This is a genomic window from Leptospira fletcheri, assembly GCF_004769195.1.
Taxonomy (GTDB): Bacteria; Spirochaetota; Leptospiria; order Leptospirales; family Leptospiraceae; genus Leptospira_B; species Leptospira_B fletcheri.
Window position 1 is genome coordinate 699,564 of sequence record NZ_RQET01000004.1, and the last position, 12,606, is coordinate 712,169.

Annotated in this window: 11 protein-coding genes; 6 read left to right on the plus strand and 5 right to left on the minus strand. The window is 47.9% G+C overall.

What is annotated here, in order from left to right; translation table 11 throughout:
- Window positions 1-19 precede the first annotated feature (19 nt).
- On the minus strand, window positions 20-637 hold the full coding sequence (locus EHO60_RS06625; RefSeq protein ID WP_135767356.1) for a TetR/AcrR family transcriptional regulator: 618 nt from the start codon (window positions 635-637) through the stop codon (window positions 20-22).
- Window positions 638-798: 161 nt separating this feature from the next.
- Here EHO60_RS06625 and EHO60_RS06630 point away from each other — a divergent pair, with 161 nt between their 5' ends.
- Together EHO60_RS06630 and EHO60_RS06635 are read left to right on the plus strand one after the other, a co-directional pair.
- A complete protein-coding gene (locus EHO60_RS06630; protein ID WP_135767357.1) occupies window positions 799-1,584 on the plus strand; it encodes an acetoacetate decarboxylase family protein in 786 nt (261 codons plus the stop codon).
- Between the two features lie 22 nt (window positions 1,585-1,606).
- Window positions 1,607-2,788 (plus strand): acetyl-CoA C-acetyltransferase, encoded by a 1,182-nt coding sequence (locus EHO60_RS06635; RefSeq protein WP_135767358.1) that lies wholly within the window; start codon window positions 1,607-1,609, stop codon window positions 2,786-2,788.
- A gap of 27 nt (window positions 2,789-2,815) precedes the next feature.
- Here EHO60_RS06635 and EHO60_RS06640 read toward each other — a convergent pair whose 3' ends face one another.
- The 3 genes from EHO60_RS06640 to EHO60_RS06650 all read right to left on the minus strand — a co-directional run bounded on the left by EHO60_RS06640 (window position 2,816) and on the right by EHO60_RS06650 (window position 6,924).
- Window positions 2,816-4,084: an amidohydrolase family protein gene (locus tag EHO60_RS06640; RefSeq protein WP_135767359.1), complete on the minus strand. Its 1,269-nt coding sequence runs from the start codon at window positions 4,082-4,084 to the stop codon at window positions 2,816-2,818.
- Between the two features lie 12 nt (window positions 4,085-4,096).
- On the minus strand, window positions 4,097-6,220 hold the full coding sequence (locus EHO60_RS06645; RefSeq protein WP_135767360.1) for a HAMP domain-containing protein: 2,124 nt from the start codon (window positions 6,218-6,220) through the stop codon (window positions 4,097-4,099).
- Between the two features lie 107 nt (window positions 6,221-6,327).
- Complete coding sequence (locus tag EHO60_RS06650) at window positions 6,328-6,924, minus strand: LIC_10572 family protein (protein ID WP_135767361.1); 597 nt, start codon at window positions 6,922-6,924, stop codon at window positions 6,328-6,330.
- A 224-nt stretch (window positions 6,925-7,148) separates the two neighbouring features.
- On the opposite strand from EHO60_RS06650, the gene EHO60_RS06655 reads away from it, so the two are divergent.
- The 3 genes from EHO60_RS06655 to EHO60_RS06665 are packed head-to-tail and all read left to right on the plus strand — an operon-like array spanning window position 7,149 to window position 9,158.
- Complete coding sequence (locus EHO60_RS06655) at window positions 7,149-8,438, plus strand: homoserine dehydrogenase (RefSeq protein WP_135767362.1); 1,290 nt, start codon at window positions 7,149-7,151, stop codon at window positions 8,436-8,438.
- 5 nt (window positions 8,439-8,443) lie between these two features.
- Window positions 8,444-8,773, plus strand: coding sequence for a hypothetical protein (locus EHO60_RS06660; RefSeq protein WP_135767363.1), 330 nt, complete (start codon window positions 8,444-8,446; stop codon window positions 8,771-8,773).
- A gap of 16 nt (window positions 8,774-8,789) precedes the next feature.
- The gene (locus EHO60_RS06665; protein ID WP_135767364.1) at window positions 8,790-9,158 is read left to right on the plus strand and encodes an STAS domain-containing protein; all 369 of its coding nucleotides are present in this window, start codon (window positions 8,790-8,792) and stop codon (window positions 9,156-9,158) included.
- A 58-nt stretch (window positions 9,159-9,216) separates the two neighbouring features.
- Here the strand turns inward: EHO60_RS06665 and hflX are convergent, their stop codons facing one another.
- Window positions 9,217-11,010, minus strand: coding sequence for a GTPase HflX (hflX, locus tag EHO60_RS06670; protein ID WP_246028163.1), 1,794 nt, complete (start codon window positions 11,008-11,010; stop codon window positions 9,217-9,219).
- A gap of 220 nt (window positions 11,011-11,230) precedes the next feature.
- On the opposite strand from hflX, the gene EHO60_RS06675 reads away from it, so the two are divergent.
- Window positions 11,231-12,559 (plus strand): HEAT repeat domain-containing protein, encoded by a 1,329-nt coding sequence (locus EHO60_RS06675; RefSeq protein WP_135767365.1) that lies wholly within the window; start codon window positions 11,231-11,233, stop codon window positions 12,557-12,559.
- Window positions 12,560-12,606 lie beyond the last annotated feature (47 nt).

The following is a 12,606-nucleotide window of genomic DNA, read 5'->3' on the forward strand; positions in this document are numbered from 1 at the left end:
CCGTCCTTCCAATGCGGATTTATTCCTCTTCGCCTAAAAGGATCTTGCGAAAGAAAAGAAATCCCTCGTCTAAAGGATCTCCCATTCCTCTCTTCTTCAACATTCCGGTCATATCCAATACGATGATTCCGTACATCCAAGAATACATAGTCCGGGCCAAAGAGGGATATTCCTCTTCCGTAATGATGAATTCGCCAGAGCGACATCCTTCTCGGATCGTCTCCAAAAATACCCGATAACTGGTGGGTAGTTTCGGAAAGGCTTTGCGGTGCATGTGACCGTGCACGGTATTGAACATGACCTTATGTAATTCCTGGTTATTGCCGGAAAATTCATAGTACGTTCTTGCGATTCTCGTAAGCTTCTCGTAAGCGGAATGTCCGTGCAGCTTCGCTTCCCGTAAAGTTTCGGTAAGTTGCGCTTCGCCCTGGGAAATCAGAATTTTGATGATGTCCTGTTGGCTTTTAAAATGTGAATAAGGACTCGCAACGCTGCAATCCAGCTTTTCAGCGATTCTTCTCATCGACAATCCGTCGATTCCATCTTCGTTGAGAATTTCCATCGCTGCCTGGACGATGCTTTCTTTATTGAGACTATTTCTAGTACGCCGTTTCGGTCGAGTGGCTGTTACAGTCATGGCTGCCTCCGGATAGAGACTAAAGGAATCTTACCTTCCTTTAGAAAATATTCTGTCCTATTCCAGTTATCTCGAAAATGCGTAGGAGATTCAAGAGTTTCCTTTCCAAATTCGGGGTTTTTCGGAGGATGGGTCCATAAAAAAGAAACGGATTCAACTTCATGAAAACACAGGAAACAACGAAAGCCAAACCCAAAAAGAAAGCCTCCGGCGCTTCCAATAAGTCTATAAAAGCGGAATCCAAGACTCCTAAGGCCAAAAAAGCGGGAATCCGGTCCACAGGAGACAAAAGGCATTTTCCCGCGCCCTGGAAATTGCAAGGAGAAGGTTTTCTTTTTCCTCTCTTTTCTAAAAAGGCATATAATCTGGAGTTCTCTTTTATGGATGGAGAGGATCGTGAATCGTACAGGGGCGGACTCGGGGCTCTACTCTTCGTAAACTATTCAAGCTCGGACGTAGGACCTTACTATGAAGTCCTGTACATACCCGGAAATTTCGAATGGAAAGGAAGAAAATTCAAAAGAATCACACGTATTTTCGTTTCTAGTCGAGAATCCGTCGAGGCTGGCAGACGGAATTGGGCAATCCCGAAAGAACAAGCGGACTTCGTATGGACGCGTCAAAACTCCGTTACTAAGATCGAAGTTTCTCGCGAAGGCAAATTATTTTTACGTGCCAAGATACACACGATAGGATTGAATTTTCCAGTGAGCACTGCTCCGTTCGGGATTTCTCTTCTCCAAAAACAGGACGAAGAATATCTAAACACTTCGTTTAGCGGAACGGGAAAAGGGAAATTCGCAAGATTAGAGAACCTTTGGATCGACGAAACCGTATTTCCTGATTTTTTGAAAGCCGGAGGATTCAGAACCGGATTCGGAATTTCTCCATTCGAAATGGTTTTTCCCGAAGCGATCAGACAAAACGAGTCATCAGCGATACAATAAATACTTAAGAGGAATTACGTTAATGGAAGAAGCTGTTATCTTGGATGGGATTAGGACTCCGTTCGGAAACTTCGGCGGGACCTTAAAGGATCTGAGCGCCGTGGATTTGGGAGTACATGTGTCGAAAACCTTATTGGAAAGAACTAAGATCGATCCGGCCGATATCGGGGAATCGATTTTCGGGAACGTGATTCCGACCGGAAAAGAAGCGATCTATCTGGCCAGACATGTCGGATTGAAAACCGGTCTTCCTTTGGGAGTTCCTGCTCTGACTTTGAATCGTCTCTGCGGCTCCGGAATGGAAGCGATCATTCAAGCGGTAAAAAAAATATATCTGGGTGATTCCGATGCGGTATTGGCGGGAGGCAGCGAATCGATGAGTAACGCGCCTTACGTGGTCCGAAATGCTCGCTGGGGAGTTCGCTACGGCTCCGCGGAATTCGAGGATACACTTGAGCAAGGTCTGACGGACCAATACGTAGGTCTGATTATGGGCGCTACCGCGGAAAACTTGGTGGATCAATACAAGATTTCCCGGATCGAACAGGACGAATGGGCCGGAATTTCACAGTCCAGGGCGGAAAAAGCGACCGCAGAAGGAAAGTTGAAGGAAGAAATCGTTCCGGTTACGATCGGAGGTAAAAAGCCGATCACCCTGGAAAAAGACGAATTCATCAAAGGAGCCGCTTCCATCGAAAAATTGCCTTCCTTAAAACCCGCATTTCGTGACGGAGGAACCGTAACGGCAGGTAACGCGTCAGGGTTAAACGACGGTGCCGCGGCGACTATCGTCACTTCCGCTTCTTACGCGAAGAAAATCGGTAAAAAGCCCCTTGCGATCGTAAGAGGCTACGGACACGCAGGTTGCGATCCTGCAAAAATGGGGATCGGTCCTGCGATCGCGATTCCGGCCGCATTAAAAAAGGCGGGATTGAAGCTATCGGATATGAGTTTGGTGGAAGTGAACGAAGCCTTTGCGGCCCAATATTTAGCGGTTCAAAAGGAATTAGGTTTGAATCCGGAAATCACCAATGTCAACGGCGGAGCCGTCGCAATCGGGCACCCTCTCGGAGCGAGCGGAGCTCGCGTTACGATCACTCTTGCCTATGAGCTGAAAAGAAGAAAGGCCAAGTACGGAGTGGCTTCGCTTTGTATCGGCGGAGGGCAGGGGATCGCATTGGTTCTGGAAAACCCCGAAGCCTGATCCTTAAAATCCACGGAGTCGTCCGTGTTACTTGACTCGGACGCCTCTATGGAAGACCGCCACTATACTTCCCGGAAATAGGGTCCCTTCAAAAGGGGACCATCCGCTCTTGCTCTTGATATTTTCTTTTCGGAATGTCGTGGGCGTATAAAAATCCAAAACGGTAAAACTCGCGCAGTAACCGGTTTCTAATTTTCCGAACCCTTTCCCGTATTCTCTAGGAAGGAATTCGTTCACGAACGTTCCCGGATTCTCTGCACATATTTCCGCAATTTTCTGCAAACTGATCCCCGCCTCTCGGTGGAGCCAGGTCACAAAGAGGGAATACGTATCCAGTTGGGATAATCCCGAAGTTCCTTTTCGCTTCTCTTCTATCGAATGCGGCGCATGATCGGTGGCAAGGTAATCGATCCAGCCTTCCCGAATGCCTCGGATTAATTCCGCCTTATCTTCCGGACCCCGGAGAGGAGGGTTCATCTGGAACCAATGCCTGTTCTCGTCGGTGAGCATCGTTCTATCGAAATAAAGATGGGTAGGAGTCGCTTCGCAGGTGACGGACACTCCTCTTTGTCTCGCTTTGACGATCTTTTGCAGTCCTTCTCCGGTAGAGTAGTGGCAAAGTTTTCCTTTGAGATTGTATTTTTCGATAAGATACAATGCAAAATCGGTGGCCAAAGTCTCCGCTTCCGGTGGGCGTCGATCTTCGTGTAGGACCTCCGTTTGGTGTTTTTCCAGAATTTCCGGATCTTCGCAATGGAAGCTAACGTTCTTTCCTTCGTAATGTCGGATCGTTTCCTCTAACTGTTCGTTGGAATGAAAGAACAGTTCGCCCACCGACGGTCCCATGAAGGCTTTGTAGGGAACATGTAGGGAAAGGGGTCTGGTCTTCGGTCCGATACCCGCGTACAGTGTGATTCGAACGGGGGATCGATCAGCTAGATTACGTTTGCGGGAATAGGTTCCGTCGTCCGTAGGGGGAATCGGATTGTTGGGCATATCCGCGATGTGGATGACTCCTCCGTTGATTGCCGCGAGTCCGACCGAAAGAAAGTCCTCTTTGTAGACATGCTTTCCGGTTTCGTCTTCCCGTGCATGAACGTGAATGTCCCCGAACCCGGAAAAAATTACGACTTTCTCAGGATCGAAACGGAGATCTTCTCGGGACGGGGATTCGATTAGACGTCCCTTTTGGACGGAGGAGATGCGACCGGAGTCCGGATCGATTTCGATCACTCCGAGGAAAGATTCCTTCGAGGTTTGGAATCTTCCGGAAATTCTGCGAACGATTTCCGCCATTCCGAGTTGCCGTCAGTACCCTTTCTTCTCTATTGCATTCAATAGTTTCGTTAACGTAGAGGAAGGCCCTTCGTCGGATTCGATTTCCGAAGCGAGGTCCTGGGCTTCCGACAACCTTCCTTCCAAAAAGTAAAGTTCCGCCAGATGGAGTCGGTTCCGTGAATGTCTAGGATTGCTCAAGCGGACTTCCTCCGATAGACGGATCGCATCCTGACGTTTCCCGATTTTTTTAAGGCAGTATGACGCGAGGAAAGTCGCTTCGGGGTCGTGTCCCTTCCGCCGGATTTCCTCCGCCGCAGATAGGGCTTTGCCGAAGTCTTTCGCTTTCAATGCCGCCTTTAAGATCAGCTTCGCACGGTTCGGATCTCCCGAAGGGAATTTTTCGAGTTCCGAAAGAATTCCGGAAAGTTCCTTCGGGGAATCCGTCATCTTGATTTTTTGCAATGCTTCCTGCCAAGACCCGTCATGAAAAGAAATCGCGGATGAAAGGCCGGGCCCGGGTGCCGACCGGAAAGACTGAATCATCCTGTTGAATTGGTCTGCTAAACTTCCGATTTCGTCCCAGGCTTCCGCACGAAGTTCCCTTTCTAAATCTCCCTCGGTAGCGAGTTCGAGACCGGAATACAATCTCTCCAGCGGACGCAGTAAAAGGAAGGATAGAAAAGCGTAGATTCCAATCCCGAAAAGTAAAAGGCAGAGCAAAAAGGCCAGGAGCGGTTTGGCTAAGAGTTTGGTTTGGAAAGCGAGATAGTTCTTGTAAGGGATTCCGGTTTCCTTGGATTGGATTTTGCCCGGTGATTTCTGTATTAAAGAATAATAATATTTTTCGGTGGTTCCCGGAATTTTTCTGAATCTAGGTTCTCCGTCCGGTTGGAGTTCTCTCATCTGATCCAATATGGATTCCCGAAGGTCCTCCCCTTTTTCCGAAGAATTCCGGATCGAACCGGAAAGGATTTTCAGATACTGGGCCAAAGGCTCTCGTCTTCCTTCCGGTTCCAGGATTTTCAGCGCTTCTTCCTTCAATCCTTCTTCGGATAAGGCTCTGATCTTTTTCCTGAACTTTTCCAAATCTTTGGAGAGAGTGGTCATTTTTTCCGCGAATTCCGGACTTTCTTTTAGAGTCTCCGCGACTCCGGAATATGCGGGAAATTCCGAGACTATGGTTTTCGGATTCTCCCAAAGAAAAGAGAGAATGAGATCCCGCTTCGTTTCCTTGAAAATGGAGGAATTCAAACTTCCCGTTACTCCGGAAGAAAAGTCCTCGGTATTATTTACGGTGAAAGTATAGGAATTCGGAGGCAGATCCTCCGCTTTCTGTCGCTCGCTTACGGTTTCCTTTAACGAGTCGAGACTAGGTTGTAAGAACAACCAGCTGCTTCCCTGAAAAACGAAGAGTAGGAGTAACACGATCCCCAGAAGAATCGGGTTCTTGATACTGAACGCTTCTCCCGAGGCTCTCAAGTGAACCAACCAGGAAACGAATAATGCGACCAGAAAAATCGGATTCCAAAAGGATAACGCCATAGCTCTGTCGACGGGCAGAGCTATCTCTCCTGCGTGAAAAAGAAGCGTAGTTCCGAATAATAAAAGAAACGGAACCCATAGGGAAATCGCCATCAGTTTCAAATCCGCCCTAGGCGCCTGAAACGCTCGGACTGCTCCCAATATCAAAGCCCCTCCGAGATAAGTACACACAATCCAAGCCAAAAACTTTTCGTCTCCGATCTGAATCGTATCGAACGAATTTCCGGAAAAGTCGTAGGAAGGTGGAAGAGAGCTAGTTCGCAAAACGTGGAGGATTAAGGATGCTAAGGCAAGGATGAAGCCTCCTGCGAGAAGAGTCCTTCCCGTCTTGATTGAGGCCTGAGGATTTAGGAAGAAGAAATAGGAGATCAGATGGGAACAGGCCAGTATGGAGCAAGGTATCGAAATCCAACGATGGAGGAAGGAAATCGGATAAAAAAGGGAGGTTCCGGCCAGGAAAGCGGCCTGCATCAAGGCGAAATAAAGAAACACCCATCCAAGATGAATCGTGGACTCGAATTTGTCTTTCGGTGCCAGCAAAAAGAAAGCGCATAGCCCTGAGACGATAAAGCCCGTAAGATAGCACACGCTAGCGAAGGTAAGGACCGTCATTCCATTCTCCCGGATGTGTTTGGTTCCGATCGTCGGAAACGTGTGCCGACCATATCGGAGAAAAGTGTCGTCCCGATGTTAGGATTTCTCCGAAACAAGGGAAAGTCTTATTTCACGCAAATTGCGGCGAATTTCAAGTTCGTGGGACTGGAACCGAATTCCCCGGTACTCAGATTTACGGTTTGAAAGTTTCCGTTCTCTCCTTCCGGAGTAGTGGACCAGAAAATGCCTACCGCTTTCAGTTTTTTGTCCGCTCTTTTCGAAAAGTTCTTAAGCTCCTCTCTGTCCGGCAATCTTTTGCGTTTGGCGGAACAATATTCGACAGCCTCTTCCCAAGTAGCGGGTTGTCCGGCGACATCGTCCCATCCGTGCTTTCCGTAAACGGGAGTTTTGTCCAGATATTCCATTAGGATGAAATAGCCGAAGAATAGGATCAGTGCAATGGAAGCAAAGCCGGCGAGCTTTACCAAAACCGACGAGGAGCGAGAAGGTTCTCCCGTTTGCGGCAGTTCCCGCATGGTCTGAGTGATTTTACTTGCGACTGTTTGCTGTTGTTGTCTCGTGTTTTGTCTTCCCTGATCGGGTCTACGCTTTCCTTGGTTTCCCCCTCCCTGGTGTCCTCGGTTCCCGCCTTGCTGTTTTTGCTGGGGATCCCGGTTTTTCTGTTGGGAGGATTTGCGGGGAGGCTTGCGACGATTCGCCATACGGGAAGTTTCCTTTGTCTATCTAATTTGGAGCGTTTTACCGCCGGACGGTCCGTGAAATAAATGTGCCGCTTCACGAAAGATTCCGGAGATGGCCGCAAAAAAGAATCTTTACCACGAGGACCGCATTTCGTAAAGAAAAAACCATTTCGGCCTAGGGAAAGGGTTTGGACTTACAGGAAAAAGGTCGAACGAAACCGGTTCAACGAAAGGATTGTCCCAGAATGGAAACGATTCGTATCGGATTGATCGGAGCAGGAACCGTAGGTTCTGGCGTTTTAAAGATCCTAAATGAGGAATCTCGCAGGCTAGAAAAAGAATTCGGATTGTCGATCGTCCTGCATTCCGTTTGTACTCGTACTCCTCGTAAGGTCGCGGATCTGCTCAAGCGGTTTCCGAATGCGGTGCTTACTGAAGATATCGGGAAGGTCACTGGTAACCCCGAGATCGACATGATTCTGGAATTGGTCGGAGGCACCGCTGTTGCCGAAGAGATCGTAATCCGCGCACTAAAAGCGAAGCAAACCGTGATTACCGCTAACAAAGCATTGTTATCCGAAAGAGGGGAATATCTATTTCGCTTAGCAGAAGAGAGCGGAGTCGAGATCGGTTACGAAGCGGCCGTCGGGGGTTCGATTCCCGTGATCCGCGCCATCCGGAATTGTCTGACCGGAGACCGTTTTTTAGGGTTATACGGAATCTTGAACGGCACTACCAACTTTATACTTTCCAAGATGGAGTCGGAAAATCTGGATTATTCCGAAGCTTTAGCCTTAGCGCAAGAGAAAGGATTTGCGGAAGCCGACCCTAGCTTCGACGTGGAAGGGATCGATACGGCGCATAAAATAAGCATCTTAGGATCCTTGGCCTTCGGCGAGAAAATTTCTTTACAAAGCGTGACTACGGAGGGAATAACAAAGATTACGCGACTGGACATCCGATTCGCAGCGGATCTAGGTTATCGAATCAAGTTACTAGGACTGGTCCGCAAATTGGACGGAAAAATCGAGGCGAGAGTACAACCGGTGATGATCCCAGTGCAACATGCGTTTGCGAGCGTTATGAACGAAACAAATGCGGTATATTATAAAACTTCTTATGCCGGACCGGGACTCCTAGTCGGTAAGGGAGCCGGAGCGTTGCCTACGGCTTCTGCAGTAGTGGCGGATCTCGTATATTACGGTCTACGTAAGAAAAAGAATCTTCCGGTGGAACGGAATCGCTTCCCTGCGGCGAATATTTCCGAAGCGAATCAGACGGAAGCAAGGTATTATCTGAGGTTCAACACGTTGGACCAGCCCGGAGTGCTTGCGGAAATCGCAAAAGTACTGGGGACAAACGGAGTATCCATTTCCTCGGTGCGGCAAAACGAGTCCGAAAGGGAACCTGTGGAAGTGGTAGTGGTCACTCATCCTTGCGTTGAGGCCTCTATTTTAGCCTCTTTAGGAAGGATTGATTCTTTGGAGGTTATCATGGAACCGTCCGTTGCGATCCGTCTGGAGGACAAACTCTAAAAAAAATGGAGGAATTCCCTTTCACGCTTTCCTTTCACGGAGGTTACGGCGGGGAACATTTGGATTTATTTTTGGATTTAGACGGATTTTCTCGTCTAATCACATTCGGAGCCGAAGCGTCCTTATGGGACCGATTGCAGGAAGGGGGTAAGGTTTCGTTTCTGCGAAAGGATGACCATCGCAGGGTGTATTTGGAATTCGAAGGGGAAATCGACGGTAAAGGTTGGATCCGGATTCTTGCCCGCGGGCAGGTTCGAGTGGAATCTAAGTCGAAAAATATCGCCGGATGCCGGGAAATATCGGCGTCCTTACAGAACGGTAAACTGCTGTTATAGCACGGAACAGGAAGAAATGGCAAGAACGGAATTCGAAGGGCTGTTTATAGAAACAAAGCGTCTTCCAGTAAAGGAAAAGGAAGTTTTAGTGGTGACTATGAACGGAAAGGTCACTAATTCTAACGCCTTTGAAATTTCTCGCAAGATCAATTTCGTATTCGACGAAGGTGTTTACGAGATCATTCTGGATTTATCCGCTTTGGAATACATCAACAGCGTAGGAGTCGCTACTTTGCTGACTCTGATAAAAACGGTGGATCAGCATAACGGCAAGATCGTCATTGGAGGACTGAATCATTTTTTAGAAAACGTAATTCGTTTAATGGAATTACCTAAGAAAGTGGCGATTTATCACACGATGGACGAGGCAAAAACCGCTTTTTAAGGAATTTTCGGAGTTCCGAATTCTTCGGATCCTAGAAAGAAAAAGGATTCGGCAGCGCTTAGGAAGTGACTATCGGTTCGTCGGAGAGTTTCTCCTCTACCCAATCCTCGTCCATAAATTCCAAAGGATCCCTTCTGCGTAATTTCGATTCGGCCGCTACGTAAATTTTCTCTTCGATCCGATTTAAGAGCAAATCCATTCCCGTTCCTTGGAAAGCCGATACGTAAACCGTATCAGGATCATCGGATTCCCTCATCAGTTCTACCCTGGCCTCTTCGGGCAGGTTGTCCACCTTGTTGAATACTAGAATCATAGGCAAATCCGCAAGGCCGAGATCGTCCAAAATGCATTCCACGGCTTCCATCTGAAGTCGGTAATCGGGATTCGAAATATCCACTACATGCAGAAGAAGATCTGAATCCGCTAACTCTTCCAAAGTCGCTTTGAAGGCGTTGGACAATTCGGGAGGAAGGTCGTGAATGAATCCCACAGTATCCGATATGATGATTTCCTTTTCTTCCGGAAACCGAAGTCTTCTGGAAGTCGGGTCCAATGTGGCAAAGAGTTTGTCTTCGGATAAGACTTCCGAGTTCGTCATTCGATTCAGGAGCGTGGATTTTCCTGCGTTCGTATAACCTACAATTCCGCAGACGGGGATTTCGTTTTTCTTTCTTCTTCTTCTCGCAATCTCCCTTCGTTTCTTCAGGGATTTCAATTCCTGTTCCAGACGAGAGATCCTTTCTTCCACTCTACGTTTGCCGATCTCGAGTTTGGTTTCTCCGGGACCCCTTCCCCCTATCCCCCCCGTAAGTCTGGACATATTGTCGTCCAGTTCGGTCAGTCTGCCTTTCAGGTACTTCAACTGAGCCAACTCGACCTGCAATTTCCCGTCGCGGCTTTTGGCGTTTCTTGCAAAGATATCCAGGATCAGTTGGGTTCGATCGATCACTTTCAGGTCGGCATAGTCGGAAATTTTTTTGGCCTGAGAAGGAGTCAGTTCCAGATCGAAAACGAGAAGTTCCACTTGTTTTTGGATGGCCTTCAATACGATTTCTTCCAGTTTCCCTTTGCCTAGTACGGTGGCAGGATCCATCCTATTTTTTCTTTGGATAAACGAATCTACTACATGTACTCCTGCAGTGCGGCAGAGTTCTTTCAATTCCTCTATCGATTGGTTAGGGGTTCTTCCCCTCTGATGTTCAGGGTATACCCCCACTAAGAAGGCGCGATTTTCCTTTTGCGACCCTTTGAAATTACGCCTGTACCTGGCCATTCTGCCTTCGAGATCCAGAATCTCTTCCAGGATTCCTTCCTGCAATTGCCCTGGGTTTCGGCGGGGGAGAACGGTCCAAGGTTCCCCTTCTTCATCTTCCGGTTTTATGCAAGCAGAGTAATACGCTTTCGGTAACCCGGCCTCGTCCACCGCGATTGCAGTAATATAATCCAATCGTAATAAAGCAAGGTCGGTTAGGTCTTCTTGGTTTAGAGCTTCGTCTTTCAAGTGAGTGTGGACTAGGCGCAGGCCTCTGAGCCTGGCGTCTGAAGTCCGAATTCGATCTAGCCAAGGAATGTCGATCGAACTATCCGAGCCTACGACGACGTGGGTAACGTATCCTATTCTGTCGATTAAGATGCCGACCTGGCGGCCGATTTCGCGGGAAAGTTCGGAAAGGGATCTGGAAACTTCCGGGGTTACAATTACGTTTTCCCGAATCCTTCGTTCGGAAAGCTTCTTTAAACGTTGGATTTGATTGGACTTGAGACCGGATAAGTTACCGCTGAGCTTACTGATAAAAGTGACCCCTTTCGACTGAGAATAACAGTTTTGTTTCGGTTCGTCAAGTAGTTCCACTGACTCTTTTAAGAAGGGAATTCGGCGTTCGGTCGATTCGTAAAAAGGAACTCGTTTTTTCCCAGAAAGGAAAAACTTCGGTAAAAATGTTGTTTCCGATCGGTTTATCTAGGTCGGAATCCCGAAAAAATACTGATTCCGTATTCTACAAAGGTCGAAAAAAAGAATAGAGATTCGGAGCGGGAATCGTTTCCTGGAACCGGTCCTCTTTTTATTTAAAATGCAGATACGCACTCATCTAAACACTTTCCTTTTTCTTCTTTTCCTCGGGCTTTTTTTGATCCCCGGAAATCATTTCGCCCAAAGATCCGGGGATGCACCGAGCCCGGAAACCTCGGACCAACAGCATTCCAATGATCCCGGAACTCCTTCCAACTCAGGGGGAGCTCCTACGGAGAATTCCTCGTCCGACGGGAATACTTTCCAAGATAAGAAGGAAATTAAAAAATACAACAACCAGTTCAAGAGAGGCCTTCTCTCGGTGTTCCAAGCGGAAGCCAACCATAATACGGCAAAATTGAATCAACTAGGGCTGACCCATCCGATTCCTAGAGTCCGTGCGGCGGCGGCGTTGGCGCTCGGACGCTTGGGCGCAAAATCCGGAATCAAAACTTTACATCGGATGATCGATCGAGATGGTGAATCGGTGAGGCAGGCGGCATACCAAGGGTTGGCCGATATAGGTTCTCGGACTTCGTTGGATTATTTTTATGTCGGAGCCAAGTCCCCCGACAAGGAGATTCGGATCGCCAGCTTTCGTGGAATGGGAAAGACGGGAGATCCGGGAGCCAGGGAAGTTCTTCTCCGAAAAGGTCTGACCTCCGATGAAAAGGAAATCGTAAAAGCCTCGATCTCGGGCTTAGGACACTACCAAGCTCCGGAAGACATTAAGGTTTTCATAGATTATCTGAACTCCTCCGATGAGGAGTTGCAGAAAGTCGCCGTAGAAGCGCTAGGAAATCATAAGACTCGCACGGCAATGCGGATTTTAGAGGATGCGTTTCGGGATAAGGAAAATCTGAGATTTCAGATTTTGGACACTTTGACCGCCCGGAAAAATACGTTTGCCATCTTTGCTCTATTACGAATTTTGAATAACTTCTCCGATTCCGAAGCGGTCGTTAAGGAAGTCGCCATCCGATTGTATAAGTTAAAAGCTTTCGGAAGATATATGACGGTCAGTTCCGAAAATGTTCCTTTGTTAAAAGAACCCTTTGTTGGAGCCCCTAAAATCCGCGATTTGGACGGAGGGGAAGTCGGCAAAATTCTGAAGAAAAGTCCGAAGCGTTATATTCTGGATTTGAACGGTCAACGAGTAGAGGATTTTTATTATAAAGTTTCCGTGAATACCAAATTCAAGGACGCTTTTTCGGATACGGCATCCGGTTGGGTATTCGGATCCTTTATCAAAATCAGAAATATCACTCCTACTGCGAAGTCAAAAAAAAGGAAGCGTCCTTCGATTCTTGACGATGAAACTCCCGCGCCTCAACTTACTCCGCCTCCCTCCGATGCCGGCGATGGGAATCCTTCTGCCGAAGCACATTGACGGGATTTGAAACTCGGATCGTCGGGTCGTGCTTCTAGATTCGAAAT

What these genes read in the sequence shown, in the direction of transcription:
- EHO60_RS06650 (WP_135767361.1), bottom strand. Translation starts at nt 6,924, where the DNA reads ATGGCGAATCGTCGCAAGCCTCCCCGCAAATCCTCCCAACAGAAAAAC.
- EHO60_RS06665 (WP_135767364.1), top strand. Translation starts at nt 8,790, where the DNA reads ATGGCAAGAACGGAATTCGAAGGGCTGTTTATAGAAACAAAGCGTCTT.
- EHO60_RS06625 (WP_135767356.1), bottom strand. Translation starts at nt 637, where the DNA reads ATGACTGTAACAGCCACTCGACCGAAACGGCGTACTAGAAATAGTCTC.
- EHO60_RS06655 (WP_135767362.1), top strand. Translation starts at nt 7,149, where the DNA reads ATGGAAACGATTCGTATCGGATTGATCGGAGCAGGAACCGTAGGTTCT.
- EHO60_RS06645 (WP_135767360.1), bottom strand. Translation starts at nt 6,220, where the DNA reads ATGACGGTCCTTACCTTCGCTAGCGTGTGCTATCTTACGGGCTTTATC.
- EHO60_RS06640 (WP_135767359.1), bottom strand. Translation starts at nt 4,084, where the DNA reads ATGGCGGAAATCGTTCGCAGAATTTCCGGAAGATTCCAAACCTCGAAG.
- EHO60_RS06660 (WP_135767363.1), top strand. Translation starts at nt 8,444, where the DNA reads ATGGAGGAATTCCCTTTCACGCTTTCCTTTCACGGAGGTTACGGCGGG.
- EHO60_RS06675 (WP_135767365.1), top strand. Translation starts at nt 11,231, where the DNA reads ATGCAGATACGCACTCATCTAAACACTTTCCTTTTTCTTCTTTTCCTC.
- EHO60_RS06630 (WP_135767357.1), top strand. Translation starts at nt 799, where the DNA reads ATGAAAACACAGGAAACAACGAAAGCCAAACCCAAAAAGAAAGCCTCC.
- EHO60_RS06635 (WP_135767358.1), top strand. Translation starts at nt 1,607, where the DNA reads ATGGAAGAAGCTGTTATCTTGGATGGGATTAGGACTCCGTTCGGAAAC.